We start from the raw sequence: 21,584 nt of genomic DNA, 5'->3' as shown, positions 1-21,584 counted from the left end.
GTTCCGGCCGTGAATACGCTCTCGCTAAGGATCATGTCGCTGGCCTGTCTGGTTGTGTTCATGACGCAGATGGCGACAACTATCTACCTCCCTTCACTCCCGGTGGTAATGCGGGAGCTTGGGATGACGCAGAGCGCGACCGAGCTGTCGATCTCAATTTTCGTCGTTGGCGCGGCGGTGCCAGTAATTTTTTGGGGGGCGGCGGCAGATCGCTATGGACGGCGCATCTCACTGACATTATCGCTGGTGTTATTTATCGGCACCAGCCTGCTGCTGGCGTGGTGTCGGGACGCTAACATGCTTCTGGTTTTACGTGCCTTGCAAGGGATCGGAGCAGGAGGGGCCGCGATTATCGGGCGCATTCTGGTTAAAGATAACTGGAGTGGTGCGGAACTGGCAAAACGACTTTCCGTATTGTCGGTAGCGTTTATCACCGCGCTGGGCGGGGGCCAGTTTATCGGCGGACTTATCAGTTATTACTCGCACTGGCAGATGGCCTTCCTGGTGCTGGCCGCGACCGGCTTTGTCGCGCTGCTCTTCTCACTGATGGTGCCGATGGCGCACGCCGAACCTGCCAGGGTTAGCAAGGGTATGATGCACGCCTACTTAACTATTCTGCGGCGCCCAGGTTTTTTCTGGCCAGCGTGCGTGGGAGGGTTAGGCTTTGCTACGACCGTGACGTTGCAGGAGGTCAGTCCGTTTGTCATGCAGCAGAGCTTTGGTCTTGAGGTGACCAGCTTTGGGTTATTTGGCCTGCTTATCGGCATCTCGTACCTGACAGGCGCGCTGACGGTAAATCGCATCGTGCACACTACGGGAGTGGTCACCCTGATGCGTCGTGGATCGTTGATGGTCGCTATCTCCGCGCTCGCGCTGTTTGTGCTGTGGTGGGCTGGGTTACTTAACCATACATTGGGGCTGGTTATTTTTATCATACTGTATTGTCTGATTATTTTCGGCCAGGCGGTGATGTTCCCAAGTAGCATGTCGGCTGCGGTGAACGATGGTAAGGATTTCGGTGCTTACGCGATGGCGCTGTGCGGGTTTATGCAGCAGGGGATGGCGGGAATTGCCTCCTCGTTTGCCGTGCTACTGGAGCATCACGGTACATGGACGCTGGCTATCTTGCTAACCGGGCTGGCGAGTTTTCTTATCGCTCAGTTCAAAGTCCGCACTTAATTCCTGAGAGAGGCACCATGGCGACAATTGCAGCACGTCATTACACCGATAATCCGACGTTTCGTGAAAACCAGCGGGCGTTTGCCCGGCTGCAGCAGCCACTGGATGAAGCACGGCAAGCGGCGCTCGCGGGGGGCGGTGAAGCCGCTCGCCAGAAACAGGCGGCGCGTGGCAAATTTTCTGCCCGTGAACGTATCGCCCTGCTGATTGATCTAGGCAGCGCATTTGTTGAAATTGGGCAGTTGGCTGCTCATCAGGTATATGAACATTCGGTGCCGTCGGCCGGGATCGTGACCGGTATTGGTATTGTTAAAAACCGCGCAGTGGCGATTTACGCTAATGATGCTTCGGTAAAAGGCGGCGCATATTACCCGCTGACATTGAAGAAGCATCTGCGCATGCAGCAGATCGCTCGTGAAATGGCACTACCGAGCATTTATCTGATGGATTCAGGGGGTGTTTATTTGCCGCTCCAAGAAGAGATTTTTCCTGATGAACATCATATCGGGCGCATTTTTCGCAATATTGCTGAAATGTCCGCTGCGGGTTTACCCCAGATCGCGGCGGTTTTGGGTTCTTGTACCGCAGGAGGGGCATATATACCGGCGATGTGCGACGAAACTGTGATCGTCAAAGACAATGGCACAATCTTCCTCGGCGGCCCACAGCTGGTGCGTGCGGCAACAGGGGTGATTGTTGATGCCCAGACCCTTGGCGGTGCCGATGTACATACGCTGGATAGCGGCGTGGCCGACCACTATGCAGAACATGACCGTCATGCGTTGCACATTGTACGCGACATCATTGCCCGAGGTGATGCCGGTAAGCTTGCTTCACCGCCGCTGGTGGCAGTTGAGCCGCTGTTCGATCCGCGCCAGATCCCTGGCATCATTAGCGCAAACCCGCGTGAACCTATCCCCGTTCGGGAGATTCTTGCCCGCCTGCTGGACGGCAGCGAGCTGACGGAATACAAGGCACGCTATGGGCGCACGCTCATTTGCGGAACGGGCCATATCGGCGGCTTTCCGGTTGGGGTGTTGCTTAATGACGGGGTGCTGTACTCAGAAAGCGCGCAGAAGGCAGCAAATTTTATCGAGCTGTGTGTACAGCGCAATATCCCATTGTTGTTCTTGCATAACATCAACGGTTTTATGGTAGGGACGGAGTATGAAGCCGGGGGCATTGCTAAACACGGAGCCAAAATGATGAATGCGGTTGCCTGCGCTCGCGTGCCTAAATTCTCTGTCCTGATTGGCGGCAGTTTTGGGGCTGGCAATCTGGCTATGTGCGGTCGCGCTCTTGGCCCGCAGCTCATGGCAATGTGGCCGAACGCTAAAATGTCTGTTGTCGGCAGTGAGCAGGCGGCAACGGTGATGGCGTTGATGCGAGAGGAGCAGTTAGAAAAAAAAGGGCAACCCTTCACCGCTGAAGATGCTGAACGGGTTAAACAACCCGTTCGCGATGCTTATGACCGGCAGGGACAGGCATTGTATGTTGCTGCACGTTTGTGGGTAGATGCCGTTATTCTTCCCGAACAAACCCGCGACTGGCTAGCGTTGGGACTTGCGCTTGCCCGCCAGGCACCGCAGCAGTCGACCCATTTTGGCGTTTTCAGGATGTGAACCATGTTTAATCGAATTCTTATCGCTAACCGTGGCGAGATCGCCCGACGTATTGCTCGCACGGCCAGAGAAATGGGTATTGAGTACGTGGCGGTTTACTCTGATGCTGATACCGAAGCCGATCACCTGTCAGGTGCAATACAGACCGTGAATATCGGGGGTCCGCTTGCCGTCGACAGCTATCTGAACATTGATGCGCTTGTGAGTGCTGCACGCCATTCGTGCTGTGATGCGGTTCATCCTGGCTACGGATTTTTATCAGAAAACCCGGAATTTGCCGAGGCGGTTTCCCGGGCAGGGCTGACGTTTATTGGACCTTCGGCAAATATCATCCGCGATATGGGCAATAAAATTCTGGCCCGACAGCAGATGGAAAAAGCGGGTGTGCCAGTACTCCCTGGATCGCAGGAAGCCTCTGAGTCCTTCAGCGTGCTGAATGCACTGGCTGGAGAAATAGGGTTCCCTGTGATCCTCAAGCCTGTCGCCGGTGGCGGGGGTAAAGGAATGCAGGTAGTGGAGCAGGCCGCTGATATGCGGGCGGCTGTTGCCGCGGCCGTACGTATTGCCAAAGCTAACTTTAACGACGGCCGTCTGATGATCGAGCGCTATATCCACTCGCCTCGTCATATCGAAGTGCAGATCATGGGTGATCAGCACGGGCAGGTGGTGCACTTGTATGAAAGAGAATGTTCACTGCAGCGGCGGCATCAAAAAATTATCGAAGAAGCCCCCGCGACGTCGATCTCTGCGGTGGTGCGTGAATTGATGTTAAACGCAGCCGTCAATGGGGCACAGCAGATAGGCTATTTTAATGCGGGAACATTTGAGTTTATCGTTACTCCTGACAACCGATTTTATTTCCTTGAAGTGAATACCCGCCTGCAGGTAGAGCATCCGGTGACGGAAATGATCACAGGACTGGATCTTGTTGAGTGGCAGATCAGAATTGCGGCGGGTGAACAACTGCCCTTGTCTCAGTCGCAGATAGTTAGTGAGGGGCATGCTTTTGAGAGCCGCATATATGCTGAGGACCCGGACGATGACTTTACTCCCTCGCCAGGATCGGCCTCAGTTACATGGCCGGAGTCAGCCCGGACCGACAGTGCTTTCGACCACCATGGCGAGGTGCCTGCGTTTTACGATCCGCTGATTGCTAAACTTATTGTCCATGCTGCAGATCGTCAGCAGTCCCGGCTTAAAATGGTGCAGGCACTGGCTCAGACGTGGGTGTTTGGGGTGACGACCAATAGCGGCTTTCTTCTGGAATTATTAAATCATCCCCAGGTGGCGGCCGGTAACCTGCATACCGGGTTAATTGACCAACTGCTTATGGGGCGCGAAGTCTCAGTCGCTCCACTTGCTGCCGTTGCCAGCGCAGCTGCACTGTTGGCAAAGCAGGAAAGTGCAGGGCGTAACTCTTCACCCTGGTATGGGCTACAGGGAAATAGTGATCGGCAGGCATTAGACCCGGCGGCACCCGCAGGAAAAATATACATCCGCTATCAGGGGAATGAAATAGCTGTCAATCTGCTGATGCTTGGTAATACCCGGGTGGTTACGGCTATTGGCCCAGAGATATTTTCTATCACTATCGCGCCGATGGATCACTACTGGGGTGGGCAGTGCGGTTATGTGAGCTGGCAGGGAAGAGAGAGAAAAGGGATCGTGGAAGTGATACTTGCGGGGAGGAGATACCGGGTCGATAGCCAGTTGCATTTGGAAGAGAATAACCGCTCTGCTGGCAAAGACGTAAAAGCTCCTATGCCGGGGACCATCGTGTTTATTGCGGTAGAACCAGGCACATTCGTTCAGGAAGGCGATACGCTTGCCATCATCGAGGCTATGAAAATGGAAAACCGAGTGGTTTCAGTCGCCGAGGGAGTGATTGCTGGAACGATGTGTGCCATTGGGGAAATAGTGAATAGCGGTCAGCTACTTTTCACCTTAGATGAGGCGAAAATGTAAACGTGGGCACGCCCTTAAGTGGCAGTGATTTGCCTATGAGTGACGAAGCAGTTTGCCCGGCAGAGCCCTTGAGCCGTTACCGCGTGCGGAAGCGCTTTTCCGTAACAGTGGTCAACCATCATTGAGAAAGGTCAAAACGCCTTTTTCCAACCCTCTACCGATGAAATCTGGCTGCCGGAACGGTACCTTTTTTTTGATGCCGCCAATTTCTAAACCACCGGCCTGCATGAGTTGGTTCACTGGAGTGGGGCAAAAAGTCGGCTGAACCGTGAAATAAGAGGGAAGTTTGGCAGTGAGGGGTATACGTTTGAAGAGCTGGGCTGAACCGGGAAGCGCGTTCCTGATGGCGGATCTGGGGATCGTTGGAGAGGTTCAGCATGAAAGCTATATCGCTTCCTGGCTGAAAGCACTGAAGAACGAGAAACGCTATATTTTCAAGGCTGCCAGCGCGGCATCGAAATCGCATGGTTATTTGATGGATAAAATCTGAGCCTGTCAGAGATTCACCAATCATACAAACAGCAAAAAGCCCGCTCAGGTTCCCCTGAGCGGGCTTCTCTCAATTTGGCTCTCTGACTGGGATCGCCTTTGCCAGTAACTGGCTAATAAATAAGCTAAACCTTAATAAGCTACATGTCAAGACCCCCAGAATGACCACCTTTTAGTGGCTTAAACGCGAGGTTTGAAGTGTGAAATATGAGGTTGAATCTTAAGAATAAAAGTATTCTACACGTTCTATTTTGAAGCATTTTTTACCTAAGACTTGCTCCAGTTGTCAAAAAAATAAACAATGTTACTGCTCTAAGCCATCATCCCAAGCTATAATGTTTGTTCATGATTTTTAGAGAGAATTTTTTGTCTATGCGGGCAGGTGATCATGATCTTAGGGTTTAAAGTGATTAAGTTAGGATGGCGATGCCTAGTATGATTATATGAACAGTATTTTTGAAAGAGAGCACGACAACATCCAAGTTCTTTCACTGTTTTCTGGCGGTGGTGGTATGGATTTTGGTATTGAATCTGCCGGAGGCTAAGTTGTTTTTGCAAATGATATTGTTGAAAACGCTTGTAAGACTTTGGAGAAGTATTTTCCTGAATCAGAAGTCAGGCTTGGCGATATATCAAATATCCAAAATTTCCCACATGTTGATGTTGTAGTTGGCGGCTACCCTTGCCAATCGTTTTCGATGGCTGGTAATAATATGGTTATTCATGCTGGCGAGCAGACGGGTTGCGTGGTTCTCTGACCATGTACGGTTGCTTTTATGCCAGCTCAGTGCAACAGACTTGAAGGTTTCTTCTGGCAACGCAGTGGCTCTTTCAGCGGAGCGCTGTTGTGCTGGGTTGATATTATGCGCCAGCAATTTACGGATACCATCACGTTGTTGACGAGCGTGAGCCAGAGAGACATCAGGGTAGGCGCCTAAGCCGAGGCGGGATTCTTTTCTATTAATACGGTATTTGAGATACCAGAGACGTGAACCACCTGGATTAACCAGCAGGTACAGACCGTGAGAATCAGAAACTTTAAAGGGTTTTGCGGATGGTTTTAAGTTGCGGATTTTTGAGTCGTTAAGAGACATTTGGGGGTCACTCCGTCATCGAACCAACTTGACCCCAAATCTGACCACCAAATTCTCCCGATGCGTAGGGAAAACTAAAAATACATCGGGAAGACTTTCCACGCTAACTTATTGAATCTAAATTACATAAGGATTCGCAGAGCGGCATGAAAACAAGAATTTGGCTCCTCTGACTGGACTCGAACCAGTGACATACGGATTAACAGTCCGCCGTTCTACCGACTGAACTACAGAGGAATCGTTTGAACGAGGCGAATATTAACGGCGTCGCTCTAAGGTGTCAACAGCAAAAAATACATTATCATTCAACTGGCTAGCTTTAACGCAAAGCGATCGTGATTTAAGCAGTTTGCGCCGTGTCAGCAGCAATTCGGGTCAGCGGATCCTGCTGGTAAAACTGGCGCAGATGCTGATACATGGCGGGAAAACGTTCGGCCAGCAGAACCGGGGCCGTAAAGAAATATTCAGAGAGCACAGCGAAGCACTCAGCCGGATCGCTGGCGGCGTAGGGATCGATAGTCGCAGCCTGTTCGCCCACCAGTTCGACCTCACTCTCAATCTCTGCCATCGCGGCACGTAAATCCTTTTCCCACTGCGCTACGTCACGCAGCGGCATCACCGGAACGCCACTGGTGTAACCACTGCCGCGTGCATCCAGCTTGTGTGCGACTTCATGAATGACCAGATTGAAGCCAGAGAGATCGAAGGAATCCTGAATATCGAGCCAGTTAAGTACTACCGGCCCCTGCGTCCAGCTCTGTCCGGCGTGAACCGCAGGCGCGCTGTGAACCAGCCCATCTTCATCCTGCCAGTGATCGTCTACTTCGAACGGCTCAGGATAGATCAGCACATCGTGAAAACCGTCCAGCCACTCCAGACCCAGCCTCAGGACAGGCAGAGAGAAGAGCAGGGCGATGCGCACGCTGCGTAGTTCATCCAGCTGAGCCCCTTCAAGGGGAACCAGTTTTTTCTGTTGCAGAAAGCGCTTCGCCAGTTCAACCAGCGCCTGTTGCTCGGCATCACTGAGCGGGCTGAATACCGGCTGTGCCAGCCCTTGCTGCCACGGCAGCGCAGCCAGCATGTTGTCATGCGTTTTCCAGGGCCATTTAAACATCGCAACTCCTGCACAGAACCGGACTATTTCGCTATCCTGACGCGGCAGACATAAAAATGCCAGCATCGAATGCTGGCATCAACTATCTGACTGCAGGGCTGAAGGCTCACTATTCAACCCGTTAGCGCGACCGGTGTCTGTGATTCAACCCGCAAAGCGCAGGGCTGAGGCATCAGTTGCGTTCGATGCGCTGAAATTCAATGACCCAGACCCACGGATTCACTTCCCAGCTGGTCGCGCCGTACTGTTTTTCCCAGGCTTTGCGATACGCCTCTTTGGGTGATTCAGAGTTGGCATTCATGGTGAAGAAGTTATTCAGGAAGTGCGAGTCGGTCTGTACGCCCTCAGCCCGAATGTCATCTTCACTGATGTCCTGAATCTTCTCTGCACGGACGCCGGTAATTTCGAGGTTGATGCGACTGGCCCAGCGCGGCATATGAATGGCGGTCTGCCAGCCAAACTCTTCGGCTTCCGGGGTGCTCAGCGCATGCTGACCCAGCTCGTTGCTGTCGGCTCGATACTGGCAATATTCCGGCAGGCGAAACGGCGTCGGGTCACGTTCATATTCGGCCAGAGCGCTCTCTGGCACCATTGGGCCACGCCAGGTTTCACGTACCCAGAGTATGTCACCCGGTTTGCCATAGGGGCATTGATAGCTGATGTCGGTCATCGACATCATTTTGTAGCCGTGCAGATGGTTAGCACTCACATCGAAAGCATGTACGCCCTCGTGATGATCCTGTCCCGGACCGAAAGCCTGAGTTTTCATAATGCGCCGGGTTTGCGTTTGCTGGCCAACCAACAGGGCACGAACACGCTGTTCGGAAAAAAGAATCGGCCGTTCTTTCATTGATTACCTCTTTTTATTAGTAGAACCCGGTTACTGCTGTATAAGTCCATTTGCTTCACATCTGAGAGTTAGCATAAAAGCTTTAAATCATTTTGCTTAATAATTTGTCGCCTGACAGTCACTTTGAAATTGTCACGTTCGGTGCCAAAAACAACCAAAATGCAAAAAGCGCACCAGGGCTTTTTACACATCGGGGTGAACACGACGAATAGCCCTGATACAGTACGTTATAACGATAAAAATAGGAACCTTTTCAGACTTTCTCACCTGTCATTGCGCACAGTTTTACAATTAATCGCGTGACAAAAAAAAGTTCACCAGGGGCTAAAAAGCCGGTTAAGGGCGGGCAATACATTACAGCTGTTAAACTAATTTTCTTAGCAGAAATTCACTGAGTAAAGGCTGAAAACCGCCAAAATTGCGGTTATTGTGTAACAGAGATGCTATACAGATGATCCAGATCTCATTTTTCTGCCCAAAAACGCTGGCAGCGCCGCTCTTTTCAACAGCACTGTAAGAAAAGTGTCATTAGCCAGTCGCTATGATGGCTTGCCGTTCGCGCACTGACGCGACGAATCTGCTGTCGATCACTACAGGGAGATAGATTATGTCACTCACACTCTGGCAATCTCGCTATGAAAGCTGGTTTCAGGCCAACTGGATTCACGACGACGGCGCGCACGATATCGCCCATTTACGGCGCGTCTGGATGAGCGCACAGCGCATCATGACCGGTACACCGGCTGACCCGCTGGTGGTGCTGACCGCCTGCTATTTTCACGATGTGGTTAATCTTCCGAAGAACCATCCGGAACGCCATCTCGCTTCGACTTATGCTGCAACGGAAACCCAGCGCATCCTGCAGCAGGACTTTCCCGATTTCCCTGCTGAGAAGATTGATGCCGTGATGCATGCCGTTAAAACTCACAGTTTCAGCGCGGGCATACCGCCTCAGACGCTGGAAGCCAGAATCGTACAGGATGCTGACCGGCTGGAGTCGCTGGGCGCAATTGGGCTGGCGCGTGTTTTCTACACCGCCGGTGCGCTGAATCGCCCGTTGTTCGACAGTCAGGACCCGCTGGGTAAAGATCGCGAGCTGAATGATGTTAAGTGGACGCTGGACCACTTCCAGAAGAAACTGCTGCGTCTGCCGGAAACTATGCACACCGAAACTGGCCGTATGCTGGCTGAGCATAACGCCGATTTTCTGGTGCGTTATATGGCTAAGCTCTATGCCGAACTGCAAGGCAATCTGGTGGGAATGGATGAGGGCGTACTGCGGGACTTCACCCCATTACAAACCGAATATTAAATTTTTATGACACTATATTAATCGAAACGGTCATCCGGTAGCGTGTAGCGATAACAAAAAGGAGCTGCCCGATGACCGAAACTGTTAATTTAACGATTAAAATTGATCCTGAACTGAAAGAAACGATTAAACAGCTGGCGCTGGAAAACCAGATTTCAATGAGCCAGGAAATTGTTCACCGTTTGCAGGCCAGTCTGGAAACGCATCCCCATCCGGCGATTGATAATCAGGACATCACTGAAGAGGGGACGGAGGGATCCGGTGCCACTGACGGGAAGGCCAATGGATTAAGCGCCTCTGAGTTGAAGCAGATTCGCCTGCTGCTGAAGAAGCAGACCAAGAAGAAGAAATAAAACAAAAACCCGTCGCAGGACGGGTTTTTTCATTTCAGAATAATGACGACTTTAGCTGGCGAATATGGGGCAGCAGCAGCTGGGCCACCGCGGCAAAGACCGGTACGACCACCGAGTTACCAAACTGCTTATAAGCCTGAGTATCCGAAACCGGAATACGGAACGGCTCACGGCCTGGCACATCGAAGCCCATCAACCGGGCGCACTCGCGTGGCGAGAGACGACGCGGCCGACGCGCCATATTATCCGCATCCTGAAACTCCGCTTCACCCAGGGCGCTATCCCAGCCGCGATCGATCAGAATCTCTGAGCCATCTTTGTAGTAACGCGCCGACAGCGTTCGTACACAGCAGTTGGGATTGCGCGGATCGTTGAGGCCAAAACCAAAGCCATTGCCTTTCGCTTTATGCTTTTTCGCATACTGGTAGAGGTAGCGCCATAGCACCGGCGACAGAATATATTTGTCGTCTGGCGCGGGCTCCAGCAGGCTTTGCAGGCTGGGTACCTGCGCCGGATAGAAACGACGGATATCGCGCAGGGTGAAATCCTGCTTTTTCAGATCGCGGCGAATACCCACCAGCACAATGCGTTCGCGATGCTGCGGCAGGAAGTGACGCGCATCGATCACTTTGGCATCCGGGCTACCGGCGCCGGCATCGGCCACGTCATAGCCCAGCTCATCCAGCGTCTCCATGATAATGGCGAAGGTGCGGCCCTTATCGTGGCTCTTGAGGTTTTTCACATTCTCCAGCACAAAGAAGGGCGGCTTCTTGGCGGCCAGAATACGCGCGACATCGAAAAACAGCGTGCCCTGCACCTGACACTCAAAACCGTGCGCGCGTCCCATCGCATTTTTCTTGCTGACCCCCGCCAGCGAAAAGGGCTGGCAGGGGAAACCGGCCAGCAATACCTGATGATCGGGGATCGCCGTATCAATCGCGCGGTATATCTCGTCATCGTCAGTCAGACCTTCCGGCTGGGTGACCTGACGGATGTCGGTATTGAAGTGATGCTCCAGCGGATCGCTGTAGTGATTGGCTTTATAAGTGCGAACCGCTTCTTTATTCCATTCGCTGGTAAAGACGCACTTACCGCCAATCGCCTCGAATCCCTTACGGATGCCACCAATCCCGGCAAAAAGATCGATAAAACGAAACTCAGGATTATCATAATGAGCCGGTCGGGTCGGCAGCAGACTCTGCAACAGCGACAGCTCCGCATCACACAGCGGTGGCAGGGCGCTTTTACCCTGACGAATCCGGTTCAGCAGCGCCGGCGTCCAGCAGGAAAATCCCGCCTGCTGCAGGCGGGCCATGAGATCACGAACCGAATAGATTGCCAGAACCTGTTGAAAGAGTTCAGACGCATCAGCAGATGTAAGTGCAGCAGAGAGTGGTTCAGCGAGGGCGGCGGGATGCATGCGTTTTTCCTTAACAGTAAGGCGCCTATGCTAACACTCCAGACGCTGTGAGGAAATTGCCGGGATGTGCCCTGTACCCGTCCCCCGGAAAGTTCTTTTTTTGCGGCGCACACTCCGAAGTCGTCCGGTAGCAGCTTTCGCTTTTCGTGACGCAGACTAAAGTTACTGAACCAGCAAAAAAGGAGAGGTTATGGCTGATGTTCACTCCAGCGAAACACGCAGCAAAAATATGCGTGCCATTCGCGCTCAGGATACGGCCATTGAGCAACGTATTGCGCTGTTGCTGAAAGACCGGGGGTTCAGCTTTCGTGTGCAGGATAAAAATCTGCCGGGACGGCCCGATTTCGTTCTGACAGAACAGCAGGCGATTATCTTTGTTCATGGCTGCTTCTGGCATCGTCACCACTGCTATCTGTTTAAAATGCCGGCGACGCGCACAGAGTTCTGGACCGGCAAAATCAACAGTAATGTTGAACGCGACCGGCGCTATGTACGCCAGCTGCAGGAAGGCGGCTGGAAAGTGCTGATCATCTGGGAGTGTGCCCTTCGCGGCAAGCTGCGCCTGGGCGATCAGGACCTGCTGGAACGGCTGGAGGAGTGGCTGCTGGCGATGTCGGAGAGTGCCGAGATCGACCATCAGGGCATCCATCATTACAACGCCGATTGCTAATCAGGGACATAATTGGTTAGATCTGCGCTTTCTCCGTGGCCAGGAGCCTTAATGAGCAGCATAAAACTGACGGTAAAACGCCTTTACCAGATTCGTGACGAACGGATGGTGAACACCAAAGCGACCGCGCGGGTTTACTGCGGCGACAGGCTTATCGCCACGGAGGAGATCACCGGCATGACCGAAAGCCCGGTCAGCAAATATTTGCATGCTGAAGGAGCAGCAGGCGAGACGGTGCGGGTGGAGTGGGATTGTGAGGGCATCGCCGAGATGACCGTTACGGAAATTGAGCGCTGCCCATGTTGTCAACATAACGAACCAGACTAAGGATAAGATTTTGGCAGGCACCAGTTTACTGACTTTACTTGATGATATTGCAACACTTCTGGACGATATTTCCGTCATGGGGAAAGTGGCGGCGAAAAAAACCGCTGGCGTACTGGGCGACGATTTGTCGCTGAATGCACAGCAGGTCACCGGCGTTAAGGCCAACCGTGAGCTGCCGGTAGTGTGGGGCGTTGCCAAGGGATCGTTTCTCAACAAACTGATCCTGGTGCCGCTGGCGCTGATTATCTCCGCGTTTGCGCCCTGGCTGATTACGCCGCTGCTGATGATCGGCGGTGCCTATCTCTGCTATGAAGGCGTGGAGAAGGTGATGCACACCCTGCAACAGGACAAGCACAGCAAATCGCCGGAAGCGCGTAAGCAGCGACTCGATTCGCTGGCAAATCAGAATGCCGCAGAGTTTGAGAAGAAGAAGATCAAAGGCGCGGTGCGCACCGACTTCATTCTCTCTGCCGAGATCGTCGCGATTACCTTAGGCATTGTGTCGGAAGCGCCGCTGCTCAATCAGGTGATTATCCTGGCGGGCATCGCGATTCTGGTCACCATTGGCGTATATGGCATCGTGGCCGCCATCGTAAAAATTGATGACCTTGGCTTCTGGCTGCGTGAGAAAACCTCACGCCTTGCGCAGGGGATCGGCAGCGTACTGCTGGCTGCCGCGCCCTGGCTGATGAAAATTCTTTCGGTCGTCGGCACCATCGCGATGTTCCTGGTCGGTGGCGGTATCGTGGTGCATGGCATCGCGCCTCTGCATCATCTCATTGAGGAAGTCAGTGGCGGCTTCAGCGGCTGGATCGCTATGCTGCTGAGCAATGGCGCCAACCTGGTGCTCGGTTTTATCATTGGGTCGATCGTGCTCTTAGTGGTCAACCTTATTGCCAGAGTGCGCGGAAAATCGGTATAAAGCGCACTGTGAATTACGGTCAGGAGAATGACGATGAACGACGACATGTTTGAATTTGATATCGACGCACAACTTGAGCAGGCTGAAGCGAAAGCAGAGAAAAAAGCCAGCGAAGTACCGGATGATCTCGGCGACGAAGCCGATTGCGAAGGCTGTAAAATCTGACGTCAGCGTCAAAACTTCATCAAAGCGGATAAGTTTTCTTATCCGCTTTTTTTATTTTCCGCATAACCCTCTGCTTAATTCTGAATTTGCCCTTTTTTTACGTGCCTTAACAGGCAGGAACCGTATTCGCCTGCTATAAAGACAATAATCACTCAGGTTAGTAACATCCATTTAAGGAGCGCAACATGGTTTTCGCAATCAGTGAAGAAGTGCAGCACAAGGAACAGGGACAGACGATGGTGGTGACCGGCTACGCGAGTGGCATGGTGGAGTGCCGCTGGTATGACGGCTATGCCGTGCGCAGCGAAGCGTTTCATAGCGATGAGCTGTGTGCACTGAATTCTGAGCAACTGGCGAGCTGATAACATCAGGCCTGTGGGTCCAGTGACCCGCCAGGCCCGCTTTCTGCTGCTTTATGGCCCGGCACGCTCCCTGTGCCGCCCTGTTTCAGACGTTACCGTCGTTATCCTCTTCCACAGCCTGATAGATGCGCTGCAATACGTCCGGGAAAGCGGACTGCACGCGACTCCAGCTCGGTATAAACGGCTTATCGTTTGGCCGCTCGATAAAGGCCTGTCCCGCTTCCAGAATCGACTGGGTAAACATTTCTACCGCTGCCTCTTCTACGTGCTGATCAAACTTCAGCCCGTTCATCGCCGCCTCATGGTTATAGGTCTCCATCATATCCAGCGCATTACGGTAATAGGTTGCCTTCAGAACACGGAACGAGTCGCTGGTCAGCGGCACACCCATGGTGGCGAGCTTACGCAGCAGTGACTGGACGATATCGCTACTCATGCGCTTCAGACCGCCGGTACCATCATCTTCCGCCAGTGGCTGGTGTTTGTGATCGTAATTGTCGGCGATCTCAACCTGGCATGACTGACGGGTCGTGTAGTTACGGTAAATCTCCGACAGCACACCAATTTCCAGACCCCAGTCGCCAGGAATTTTGATGCCGTTCAGCACATGCGTCCGCATGGCGAACTCCCCGGAGAGCGGATAGCGGAAGCTCGACAGGTAATCCAGATACTCTGAATGACCATAGACTTTCTGCAGCGAGCGCAGCAGCGGCCCGACCAGCAGACGGCCTACGCGGCCATTAAGCTTGCCATCCGCGACGCGTGCATAGAAGCCTTTACAGAACTCATACTGAAATGACGGATTAGCCAGTGGGTAGAGCAGACGCGCCAGCATCCCGCGCTCATAGGTCACGATATCGCAGTCATGCAGCGCCACACAGCTGGTGCGGTCCGACGCCAGCGTATAGCCAGTGCAGAACCAGACATTGCGTCCTTTGCCGGGATTGGTCGGCGACAGGCCCTCTTTATCCAGCTCTGCATCAATCGCCTTCAGACGCGGACCATCGTTCCACAGAATGCGATGCCGTTGCGGCAGGCGGGAGAAGAACTCGCGGGCAAACAGGAACTGGTCGCGGTCGGCACGATCCAGACCAATCACGATCTCATCCAGATAGGGCACTTTCGCCAGCTCATCGACGATTTTTGTCAGGGCCGGGCCTTCAAGTTCGGAAAACAGCGATGGCAGGATTAGCCCCATTTTGCGTTTGCGGGCAAAGCGTACCATCTCTTTTTCCAGCGACTCCACGCTACGGTGGGTGAGGTTGTGGAAGTTAGTGATTACGCCATTCTGATAAAAGTCACTCATCGCATCATCCTTTTAATGCCCGTGGGCAGCTTATTGAGGTTGAGTCAAAAAATAGTCCAGCCCTTCACGCCACCCTTCAGGGCCATGATGAGCGGTGTGATAGACCTGCTGCTGGTCGGTCCGGCTGAGTGTGACCGGTGTTTTACTGTAGCCCCTGATGACCACAGCATAGTCAACCGCATCCAGCATCGGGGCATCGTTAGGCCCGTCACCCAGTCCGATGGTCGTGCGCGCCTCTCCGGGTGAGTGATCCAGCAGCCAGCGCAGCGCTTCACCTTTGCCGCTGCCTGCGGGCATGACATGCCAGAAACGGCCGCCCTGCGTCAGCGCCAGGCCCTCTGCACGCAACGCGTCATGGAAACGGTCAAACGCTTCATCACTGTCGCGCCAGACAATGACTTCTGAAGCGTCGCGCTCACGCGATAGCGCCGATTCCGCCTCGCTCAGGCCGGTCATCGAAGAAACTTCCGGATCAGAGAAGTCATGAAAGCCGGTAAAACGGAAGTCGGCTTTCAAAGCAGCCAGCCGCTGACAGATGACGTCATAGGTCAGCGTATTGTCGGGCAGGCGGATCCGCTGTTGATCGTGCGTCTGCACCACGGCACCATTTTCAGCAATAAAGGGCGAACCGCTGATGCCGAGCCTTTTTTGCAGCGGAATAATCTCGGCTGCCGTTTTGCTGGAACAGATAACCAGCGGAACTTCGTACTGTTTCAGCAGGGTGAGCCACTCGGTGGCCGCATCCCAGCGATAGGTATGATGGTCAAGAAGTGAACCATCCAGATCGGTAATAACCATTAACGGCTGGTGGAGATCGGGCATTTACAGGCTCCTTTCATCACGTTCGCGGCTAAAGCAGCGATTTTTCAATATTATAGTTGAATATGGCTCACATTTTTTCCTGCCACACTGGCGCTAAATCCAGGATAATTCTTAAAGTCACCGGCATAAAAGAGGGGGGATGCATGAAGTGTGCGGAGCTAAGTTACTGGCAGGGGCGGTTTTTCCAGTAAAAGTTGCGTCATAATTACCCGGTATGTTGCAGAAACGTGCTTATCTGATGCTTGTTTAGGAATCGGGATAGCGTAATCTGCAGAGGTGTTAAGAATTCCCTGGTGTAACGAATTGAATTTTTTACCCGGCCATCCCGCCGGGTATTTTTTTGAAATCGATTTCATCGGCTGATTTCTCAGGCTCGGTAGTTAGAAATGTCGATTTCAAACGCCTCCGCCAGTTCGGTATAGGAGTGGTAAACCTGTCCTTCAACTTCCAGCCGTGGCGTCTGCCCCTGATCCATATACTCCTTTATCTCTCCTGACGTTCTGGCTTGAATCGCCGCCAGTAAACCCTCGACATCAACCTGCAAATCCGACGGCTGACCCTCGCTGTGCTGTTTTTCGTCTGTCATTTTCAGACTCCTGAGAGCAAACAGAATATTCAGTATAGAACGCGATGCAGAAAGGCGGGGGTGGGCAGATCGCAGGCAAAAAAAAGCCCGCGCTGCGCGGGCAAAATCCTTGTTACTTTTAGGTTGGCTGCACCTATGGGGGTGGTGCAGTAGAAGGAGTGTAAATGCCCGGCGCGTAAGAAGTCTTGCGGTGAAATGTTAAGAAATTGCAAAAGTCCGTCCTTACTCAGATTTACCTGACTTTGCGCCTTAACAGAGCAGATTCAGCTATAGTTGTTAATAAAGCTGATTTTTATCAATACCTAAAGGAATGGTTATGGACATTTTAAGAATTATTATCGCGATTCTGCTGCCACCGCTGGGCGTGTTTATGCAGGTCGGTTTTGGTGGCGCCTTCTGGCTGAACATCCTGCTGACGATTTGTGGTTATATTCCCGGTATCATTCACGCCGTCTGGGTCATTGCCCGCCGCTAACGCGCTGCATCGGCATGGTTCTTCGTTTAGACTGTACTCAGTAAATAATCAGGAGAACCGAAATGAAGGTAAATGACCGCGTCAGCGTCAAAACCGATGGCGGCCCACGTCGCATTGGCACCATTCTGGCGATGGAGCCGTTTAATGAAGGCACCATGTTCCTGGTGGCGCTGGAAGATTATCCGCTGGGCATCTGGTTTTTTAACGAGACTCACCAGCCAGATGGCATTTTTGTAGAGCCATACCACGACGCCTGAGCCTGACGCGCATTAAAAAAGCCGCCTTTCCGACTGCCGGAAAGGCGGCTTTTTGCTGTGGGTGATTAAGCGGCTGACATCAGCCGCTGAATATCAACCGGAATGTCCTCAGAAGGTTTCCCAGTTATCAGTTCCGGTGGCCAGAGCCGGACGCGGAGCCTGAGCCGGTGTTTTTAACGGGGCTGAGGCACGTGGAGCCGCAGTAGCGGGGGAATCCTGCAGGCGGAATGCTGCTACCGCCTGCGTCAGTTTACCTGCCTGGTCTTCCAGAGAGGCCGCTGCGGCAGAAGCCTCTTCCACCAGTGAGGCGTTCTGCTGGGTAACGTTATCCATCTCGGTGACCGCCTGGCTCACCTGCTGAATACCGCGGCTCTGCTCGTCTGACGCCGCTGCAATCTCCGACATGATATCGGTGACGCGACGAACAGCTTCGACAATCTCACCCATAGTGCTGCCGGCTTCGCCAACCTGATGCGAACCGTCCTTGATTAACGTGACCGACTCAGCAATCAGGGATTCAATCTCTTTGGCCGCCTGCGCACTGCGCTGGGCCAGACTGCGCACTTCGCTGGCCACCACCGCAAAACCACGACCCTGTTCACCGGCACGTGCCGCTTCTACTGCTGCGTTCAGCGCCAGGATGTTGGTCTGGAATGCAATGCTGTTAATGACGTTGGTAATCTCAGCGATCTTCTTCGAGCTGCCGGAGATATTGGTCATGGTTTTCACCACGCTATTGACCAGATCGCCACCGCTGCGCGCTTTACCAGAAGCATCCGCTGCCAGCTGGCTGGCGTGATGGGCATTTTCGGCGTTCTGCTTCACCGTGGCGGTCAGCTCTTCCATGCTGGCAGCCGTCTGCTCCAGTGCTGCGGCCTGCTGCTCGGTGCGGGAAGAGAGATCGGTGTTACCGGCTGAGATTTCGCTGGAGCCCTGATAAATTGCCACAGCGCCTTCACGCACCGTTCCCACAGTGGTCACCAGCGACTGTTGCATTAGCTGCAGATTGTGGATCAGCGTACCAATCTCACTGCGACCAAAGGGCAGGGGAGCGGAGGTCAGATCACCCTGCGCAATGCGTTCGATACGCATCACCGACTGGCGCAGCGGATTAATCACCACGCGACGCAGGAAGACAAAGGTCAGCAGCACCAGCACCAGTGCGGCGCTGAACGCCACGGCCATAGAGATAAAGCCGATGCGTGACTGATGATCGGCTTCTGCAGTAATGGCATTGGCGCGGTCAGTACGGATCCTGATGGCCTTCAGTAACACCGCGTTATAGTCTTCATCCAGCTTGCGGGTTACGTCCGTCTCCTGCGCGATAATCCCCTCGAAGCTGCCCTGCTTACCGGCCTCGATCATCGGTATCAGGCCTTTAGTAATGTAATCGTTGAAACGAGCCTGCAGCGTGGCGTCCATTTCAGTGTCAGCAGGGGTCTTCACTTCACGTGCCTGATAAACAGCAAAGCCATCTTTTGCCTGCTGAATACGTTTTTCAGCCGCAGCCACGTTGGCGCGAAACTCGTCCATGTCACCAATACGCGCAGCAGCACCGGCCTGAATAATGGTCAGACGCGCAGTACGCAGGTGGTTTGAACTGTTAGAGAGGCCCATACGAACCTGAATCTCATCCGTGGCATCACCAAGGGAGTGATTACCTAAAATCAGAAAGTAACTGGCGACACCAATACAGAGTGCGAACAGCAGCAAAATGCCGCCGAAGATCAGGCTAAACAGCGGCACCAGGCGGAGATTCTGCCAGATGCCTGCGCTTTTCTGTCCATCATTATCTAATGCAGTGTTCATATCCTTGCTCTCTTGAGGCTGTTGTTATAAGGCATAACATCGGCAAAAGAGCGTAAAAGGTTAGCAGTAAGAGTGAGACGTGGATCGCAATTTTAAGCAAAAAAAAACCGGCCATAAAGGCCGGTTATTCAGGTTTTACGATCAGCGAATATTAACGTAAATACCCGAGGTCACATTATCGGTCAAACGCACCACATGATAAATAACCTGCTTATTATGGGTTTTGATTTTGCGTTTAATATTACCTTTGTGTGACGATACCGTTTTGGCCTTAATTTGCATTTTATCTGAGATCTGGATGGTATCATGACCTGACATCCACATCTTCAGCATGTTTGACTCAGTCTGGCTCAGGGTTAATGGATGAACATCCATGCCCGAAGAGATGCGTGTAGACTGGTTAAGCTTCTTCTGCAAATAGGTGCCGAGTAAAGAGTCCAGGGTCGATGTCTTCATCGCTTTTGACGTAATAATCAGGTTCTTACGAACGTAGAGATATTCTTCAAAATGGATATTGCTAATCGCCATGAATATAAAAAACAGCGTATCGGGATGCTGCGTAATAATGGTGCGGATACGTTCACTGGAGTCTGCCTCATGAATGAAGCAATCTTCATTAATAAAGACGACACCAGGGTTTAATTGTTCACATTTCTGCTGTAGTTGCTCAATATCGGAGACAGAAGAGATATTTTTCTTCTTAACTCCTTTTAAAGACATATAGTCTGATAATCCCAGGCGTGTGTAGTTGCAGGAATCCATAATAATAGTTGGCATAATAGCGACCCTCACCAATTTGTTATCCGTTTAAATCAACGATGAATACGCGTTGCGGTACGAGAGAGATTTCTTAAATACTTTTTTATTCTGCTCGTGCAGTTTGGCAACGGGCAAACGCCCGTAAAAGTCTTCATCCCTGACCCGTTCTGCAAAAAATTTGTGCTGCCATGACGTCACATATCCTCCGGCAATGGCGGGGATTGCCAGTGAGATGCCGGAGATTCAGTAAAGCTCATTTTTTTGAGAGCTGTGTCACTATCTCTGAAAACAGGACGTTTTCTGATAGGACAATTCTCAAAAACATTTGTTTTACGAAAGTGTGATGTCTCAGCGTGCGTTGACAATGCCGGAAAAAACATTTTTTAACAAGAAAAATCACTTAAAGATTTTTTTCTTGTAAATACAGTGTATTGCCGATTTTGCCTGCACATTCACAGTCTGACAGCTTCTGTGAACCACCCCACTAAAATACGCGAAGCCTGGTTTAATAAGAATTATTTTCAGACTCTCAGCACATTTATCAGAATTTCCTTAGTTGCATTCTGGAAAACATGGTTCTGAAAATGCATGGATAGTTTTGCAATTCTTAAGTGTTGTAATGCAAAGGTAGTTAGAAACTTAATGTTCAGGGGCGGGATAGTTCTGTCAGGAACAGGGCGAGTAAATCAAATATTTCACCGAACAAATGCTCACAGAACGGGGCTAGCAGAGGCATCAGCAAGCTGATGGTTAAAATTCCGACTGATAAGGTAATCGGGAAGCCAATCGCGAAGATTGATAACTGTGGTGAAACACGGTTTAACAAACCCAGTACCAGATTTACCATGAGTAACAAAACGATTAACGGCAGCGCTAACATCATGCCGTTAAGGAAAATTAATCCGCCCGCCTTCACCAGCGCCATAAACGCGTTGGCATTTATCGGCTCACCGCCAATCGGCAGCGTATGGAAACTGTCCACCAGCAGCGAAATCAGCCAAAGGTGTCCGTTAAAGGTCAGGAACAGCAGCATCGCCAGCATGTCGAGAAAACGGGCCAGAACCGGCATGTTAAGACGGCTGCCAGGATCGAAAAAGGTCGCGAACGAGATACCCATCTGCAACCCAATCACTTCACCGGCCAGGCGTACAGCAGCAAAAGCGAACTGCATGGTGAAGCCGAGCGCGATACCAATCAGCATCTGCTGAATCAGCAACAGAAAGCCGGGCGGTGAAAACAGGGTGACGTTAACAGCCGGTAACAACGGCATCACCAGCCAGGTGATCATCACCGCCAGACCGATTTTGACACGCTTGCTGATAGATCGTTCATTGAGGATCGGTGCGGTGGCGAATAACGCCATGATGCGCACCAGGGGCCAGAAGAACTGACTGACCCACTGAACCAGCTGACTGCTATCGAGAGTAATCATCAGCCGATGATGTAAGGCAGGTTGGTAAAGACGGTACGGATATAGTCCAGCAGCAGATTCAGCATCCACGGGCCAGCAATGATACCGGTGGTCGCTACTGCCAGGATCTTAGGAATAAAGGATAAGGTCTGTTCGTTGACCTGGGTCGCCGCCTGGATAAGGCTGATCAGCAGACCGCTGACCAGGGCTGCCAGCAGCAGCGGGGCGGCCAGCATCAGGGCGACGCGCATCGCTTCCTGTCCCATTACCATTACTGATTCGGGTGTCATGTGTAGCTCCGGTAAGAAAAGGGGG

Annotated in this window: 23 protein-coding genes, 1 tRNA gene and 2 pseudogenes; 14 read left to right on the top strand and 12 right to left on the bottom strand. The window is 52.3% G+C overall.

The genetic code is table 11. The features are described 5' to 3' along the window. Window positions 1-33 precede the first annotated feature (33 nt). The 5 genes and pseudogenes from AC2LB6_RS15210 (at window position 34) to AC2LB6_RS15190 (ending at window position 6,013) form a co-directional block, all read left to right on the top strand. A complete protein-coding gene (locus tag AC2LB6_RS15210) occupies window positions 34-1,179 on the top strand; it encodes an MFS transporter (protein ID WP_490094174.1) in 1,146 nt (381 codons plus the stop codon). A gap of 17 nt (window positions 1,180-1,196) precedes the next feature. Continuing rightward, the gene (locus AC2LB6_RS15205) at window positions 1,197-2,801 is read left to right on the top strand and encodes a carboxyl transferase domain-containing protein (RefSeq protein ID WP_490094133.1); all 1,605 of its coding nucleotides are present in this window, start codon (window positions 1,197-1,199) and stop codon (window positions 2,799-2,801) included. A 3-nt stretch (window positions 2,802-2,804) separates the two neighbouring features. Then, window positions 2,805-4,766: an acetyl/propionyl/methylcrotonyl-CoA carboxylase subunit alpha gene (locus AC2LB6_RS15200; RefSeq protein ID WP_490094132.1), complete on the top strand. Its 1,962-nt coding sequence runs from the start codon at window positions 2,805-2,807 to the stop codon at window positions 4,764-4,766. Window positions 4,767-4,836: 70 nt separating this feature from the next. Next, window positions 4,837-5,256: pseudogene (locus AC2LB6_RS15195) on the top strand (zincin-like metallopeptidase domain-containing protein); the annotation flags it as partial. 586 nt (window positions 5,257-5,842) lie between these two features. Beyond that, entirely contained in the window at window positions 5,843-6,013 is a 171-nt protein-coding gene (locus tag AC2LB6_RS15190) for a DNA cytosine methyltransferase (protein ID WP_490094131.1), read from the top strand. On the opposite strand, the pseudogene AC2LB6_RS15185 reads toward AC2LB6_RS15190, so the two are convergent. The 4 genes and pseudogenes from AC2LB6_RS15185 to AC2LB6_RS15170 all read right to left on the bottom strand — a co-directional run. Beyond that, a pseudogene (locus AC2LB6_RS15185) lies at window positions 5,966-6,349 on the bottom strand (Arm DNA-binding domain-containing protein); the annotation flags it as partial. The gene AC2LB6_RS15190 and the pseudogene AC2LB6_RS15185 overlap by 48 nt on opposite strands. 161 nt (window positions 6,350-6,510) lie before the next feature. After that, a tRNA-Asn gene (locus tag AC2LB6_RS15180) sits at window positions 6,511-6,586 on the bottom strand. A 103-nt stretch (window positions 6,587-6,689) separates the two neighbouring features. After that, window positions 6,690-7,463 (bottom strand): DgsA anti-repressor MtfA, encoded by a 774-nt coding sequence (gene mtfA / locus AC2LB6_RS15175; protein ID WP_490094130.1) that lies wholly within the window; start codon window positions 7,461-7,463, stop codon window positions 6,690-6,692. Window positions 7,464-7,635: 172 nt separating this feature from the next. Continuing rightward, entirely contained in the window at window positions 7,636-8,313 is a 678-nt protein-coding gene (locus AC2LB6_RS15170; RefSeq protein ID WP_090959957.1) for an ASCH domain-containing protein, read from the bottom strand. 607 nt (window positions 8,314-8,920) lie between these two features. Here AC2LB6_RS15170 and AC2LB6_RS15165 point away from each other — a divergent pair. Both AC2LB6_RS15165 and AC2LB6_RS15160 read left to right on the top strand, forming a co-directional pair. After that, a complete protein-coding gene (locus tag AC2LB6_RS15165; protein WP_490094129.1) occupies window positions 8,921-9,625 on the top strand; it encodes a phosphohydrolase in 705 nt (234 codons plus the stop codon). A 71-nt stretch (window positions 9,626-9,696) separates the two neighbouring features. After that, window positions 9,697-9,978, top strand: coding sequence for a hypothetical protein (locus AC2LB6_RS15160; RefSeq protein ID WP_490094128.1), 282 nt, complete (start codon window positions 9,697-9,699; stop codon window positions 9,976-9,978). 34 nt (window positions 9,979-10,012) lie between these two features. Here the strand turns inward: AC2LB6_RS15160 and dcm are convergent, their stop codons facing one another. Next, a complete protein-coding gene (dcm, locus tag AC2LB6_RS15155; protein WP_490094127.1) occupies window positions 10,013-11,398 on the bottom strand; it encodes a DNA (cytosine-5-)-methyltransferase in 1,386 nt (461 codons plus the stop codon). 190 nt (window positions 11,399-11,588) lie between these two features. On the opposite strand from dcm, the gene AC2LB6_RS15150 reads away from it, so the two are divergent. From AC2LB6_RS15150 to AC2LB6_RS15130, 5 genes are all read left to right on the top strand, one after another. Continuing rightward, window positions 11,589-12,068, top strand: a complete 480-nt coding sequence (locus tag AC2LB6_RS15150) for a very short patch repair endonuclease (RefSeq protein WP_490094126.1) — start codon at window positions 11,589-11,591, stop codon at window positions 12,066-12,068. 51 nt (window positions 12,069-12,119) lie between these two features. After that, window positions 12,120-12,395, top strand: coding sequence for a hypothetical protein (locus tag AC2LB6_RS15145; protein WP_090959971.1), 276 nt, complete (start codon window positions 12,120-12,122; stop codon window positions 12,393-12,395). Between the two features lie 10 nt (window positions 12,396-12,405). After that, on the top strand, window positions 12,406-13,317 hold the full coding sequence (locus AC2LB6_RS15140; protein WP_490094125.1) for a DUF808 domain-containing protein: 912 nt from the start codon (window positions 12,406-12,408) through the stop codon (window positions 13,315-13,317). 33 nt (window positions 13,318-13,350) lie between these two features. Beyond that, window positions 13,351-13,482, top strand: coding sequence for a hypothetical protein (locus tag AC2LB6_RS15135; RefSeq protein WP_003854444.1), 132 nt, complete (start codon window positions 13,351-13,353; stop codon window positions 13,480-13,482). A gap of 185 nt (window positions 13,483-13,667) precedes the next feature. Then, on the top strand, window positions 13,668-13,844 hold the full coding sequence (locus AC2LB6_RS15130) for a YodC family protein (RefSeq protein ID WP_490094124.1): 177 nt from the start codon (window positions 13,668-13,670) through the stop codon (window positions 13,842-13,844). Between the two features lie 85 nt (window positions 13,845-13,929). Here AC2LB6_RS15130 and AC2LB6_RS15125 read toward each other — a convergent pair whose 3' ends face one another. The 3 genes from AC2LB6_RS15125 to AC2LB6_RS15115 form a co-directional block, all read right to left on the bottom strand. Next, a complete protein-coding gene (locus tag AC2LB6_RS15125; protein ID WP_090959981.1) occupies window positions 13,930-15,150 on the bottom strand; it encodes a glycosyltransferase family protein in 1,221 nt (406 codons plus the stop codon). 30 nt (window positions 15,151-15,180) lie between these two features. Continuing rightward, the gene (locus AC2LB6_RS15120; protein ID WP_490094123.1) at window positions 15,181-15,972 is read right to left on the bottom strand and encodes a mannosyl-3-phosphoglycerate phosphatase-related protein; all 792 of its coding nucleotides are present in this window, start codon (window positions 15,970-15,972) and stop codon (window positions 15,181-15,183) included. A gap of 367 nt (window positions 15,973-16,339) precedes the next feature. Beyond that, window positions 16,340-16,558 carry a DUF2525 domain-containing protein gene (locus AC2LB6_RS15115; RefSeq protein WP_490094122.1) on the bottom strand — a complete coding sequence of 73 codons (219 nt, stop codon included), beginning with the start codon at window positions 16,556-16,558 and terminating at the stop codon, window positions 16,340-16,342. A gap of 316 nt (window positions 16,559-16,874) precedes the next feature. Between AC2LB6_RS15115 and AC2LB6_RS15110 the strand changes: the two genes are divergently transcribed. Beyond that, window positions 16,875-17,033 (top strand): YqaE/Pmp3 family membrane protein, encoded by a 159-nt coding sequence (locus tag AC2LB6_RS15110; RefSeq protein ID WP_003854456.1) that lies wholly within the window; start codon window positions 16,875-16,877, stop codon window positions 17,031-17,033. 62 nt (window positions 17,034-17,095) lie between these two features. Beyond that, window positions 17,096-17,290 (top strand): protein DsrB, encoded by a 195-nt coding sequence (gene dsrB / locus AC2LB6_RS15105; RefSeq protein WP_090959991.1) that lies wholly within the window; start codon window positions 17,096-17,098, stop codon window positions 17,288-17,290. A 108-nt stretch (window positions 17,291-17,398) separates the two neighbouring features. On the opposite strand, the gene AC2LB6_RS15100 is transcribed toward dsrB, so the two are convergent. The 4 genes from AC2LB6_RS15100 to fliQ all read right to left on the bottom strand — a co-directional run bounded on the left by AC2LB6_RS15100 (window position 17,399) and on the right by fliQ (window position 21,559). Beyond that, window positions 17,399-19,099, bottom strand: a complete 1,701-nt coding sequence (locus AC2LB6_RS15100) for a methyl-accepting chemotaxis protein (protein ID WP_490094121.1) — start codon at window positions 19,097-19,099, stop codon at window positions 17,399-17,401. A gap of 141 nt (window positions 19,100-19,240) precedes the next feature. Then, window positions 19,241-19,876, bottom strand: coding sequence for a transcriptional regulator RcsA (rcsA, locus tag AC2LB6_RS15095; RefSeq protein ID WP_490094120.1), 636 nt, complete (start codon window positions 19,874-19,876; stop codon window positions 19,241-19,243). 628 nt (window positions 19,877-20,504) lie between these two features. After that, window positions 20,505-21,290, bottom strand: a complete 786-nt coding sequence (gene fliR / locus AC2LB6_RS15090) for a flagellar biosynthetic protein FliR (RefSeq protein ID WP_490094119.1) — start codon at window positions 21,288-21,290, stop codon at window positions 20,505-20,507. Beyond that, window positions 21,290-21,559, bottom strand: coding sequence for a flagellar biosynthesis protein FliQ (fliQ, locus tag AC2LB6_RS15085; protein ID WP_003854466.1), 270 nt, complete (start codon window positions 21,557-21,559; stop codon window positions 21,290-21,292). The genes fliR and fliQ overlap by 1 nt, the downstream gene beginning before the upstream one ends. Window positions 21,560-21,584: the final 25 nt, after the last annotated feature.

The sequence above is a fragment of the Pantoea sp. RCC30.1 genome, assembly GCF_058148845.1.
Note: the sequence above shows the minus strand (reverse complement) of the source record. Positions and strands in the feature narration are given on the sequence as shown.

Coding starts and splice junctions, on each gene's coding strand:
- AC2LB6_RS15210 (WP_490094174.1), top strand. CDS start 34: ATGTCGCTGGCCTGTCTGGTTGTGTTCATGACGCAGATGGCGACAACT.
- AC2LB6_RS15205 (WP_490094133.1), top strand. CDS start 1,197: ATGGCGACAATTGCAGCACGTCATTACACCGATAATCCGACGTTTCGT.
- AC2LB6_RS15200 (WP_490094132.1), top strand. CDS start 2,805: ATGTTTAATCGAATTCTTATCGCTAACCGTGGCGAGATCGCCCGACGT.
- mtfA (WP_490094130.1), bottom strand. CDS start 7,463: ATGTTTAAATGGCCCTGGAAAACGCATGACAACATGCTGGCTGCGCTG.
- AC2LB6_RS15170 (WP_090959957.1), bottom strand. CDS start 8,313: ATGAAAGAACGGCCGATTCTTTTTTCCGAACAGCGTGTTCGTGCCCTG.
- AC2LB6_RS15165 (WP_490094129.1), top strand. CDS start 8,921: ATGTCACTCACACTCTGGCAATCTCGCTATGAAAGCTGGTTTCAGGCC.
- AC2LB6_RS15160 (WP_490094128.1), top strand. CDS start 9,697: ATGACCGAAACTGTTAATTTAACGATTAAAATTGATCCTGAACTGAAA.
- dcm (WP_490094127.1), bottom strand. CDS start 11,398: ATGCATCCCGCCGCCCTCGCTGAACCACTCTCTGCTGCACTTACATCT.
- AC2LB6_RS15150 (WP_490094126.1), top strand. CDS start 11,589: ATGGCTGATGTTCACTCCAGCGAAACACGCAGCAAAAATATGCGTGCC.
- AC2LB6_RS15145 (WP_090959971.1), top strand. CDS start 12,120: ATGAGCAGCATAAAACTGACGGTAAAACGCCTTTACCAGATTCGTGAC.
- AC2LB6_RS15135 (WP_003854444.1), top strand. CDS start 13,351: ATGAACGACGACATGTTTGAATTTGATATCGACGCACAACTTGAGCAG.
- AC2LB6_RS15130 (WP_490094124.1), top strand. CDS start 13,668: ATGGTTTTCGCAATCAGTGAAGAAGTGCAGCACAAGGAACAGGGACAG.
- AC2LB6_RS15125 (WP_090959981.1), bottom strand. CDS start 15,150: ATGAGTGACTTTTATCAGAATGGCGTAATCACTAACTTCCACAACCTC.
- AC2LB6_RS15120 (WP_490094123.1), bottom strand. CDS start 15,972: ATGCCCGATCTCCACCAGCCGTTAATGGTTATTACCGATCTGGATGGT.
- AC2LB6_RS15115 (WP_490094122.1), bottom strand. CDS start 16,558: ATGACAGACGAAAAACAGCACAGCGAGGGTCAGCCGTCGGATTTGCAG.
- AC2LB6_RS15110 (WP_003854456.1), top strand. CDS start 16,875: ATGGACATTTTAAGAATTATTATCGCGATTCTGCTGCCACCGCTGGGC.
- dsrB (WP_090959991.1), top strand. CDS start 17,096: ATGAAGGTAAATGACCGCGTCAGCGTCAAAACCGATGGCGGCCCACGT.
- AC2LB6_RS15100 (WP_490094121.1), bottom strand. CDS start 19,099: ATGAACACTGCATTAGATAATGATGGACAGAAAAGCGCAGGCATCTGG.
- rcsA (WP_490094120.1), bottom strand. CDS start 19,876: ATGCCAACTATTATTATGGATTCCTGCAACTACACACGCCTGGGATTA.
- fliR (WP_490094119.1), bottom strand. CDS start 21,290: ATGATTACTCTCGATAGCAGTCAGCTGGTTCAGTGGGTCAGTCAGTTC.
- fliQ (WP_003854466.1), bottom strand. CDS start 21,559: ATGACACCCGAATCAGTAATGGTAATGGGACAGGAAGCGATGCGCGTC.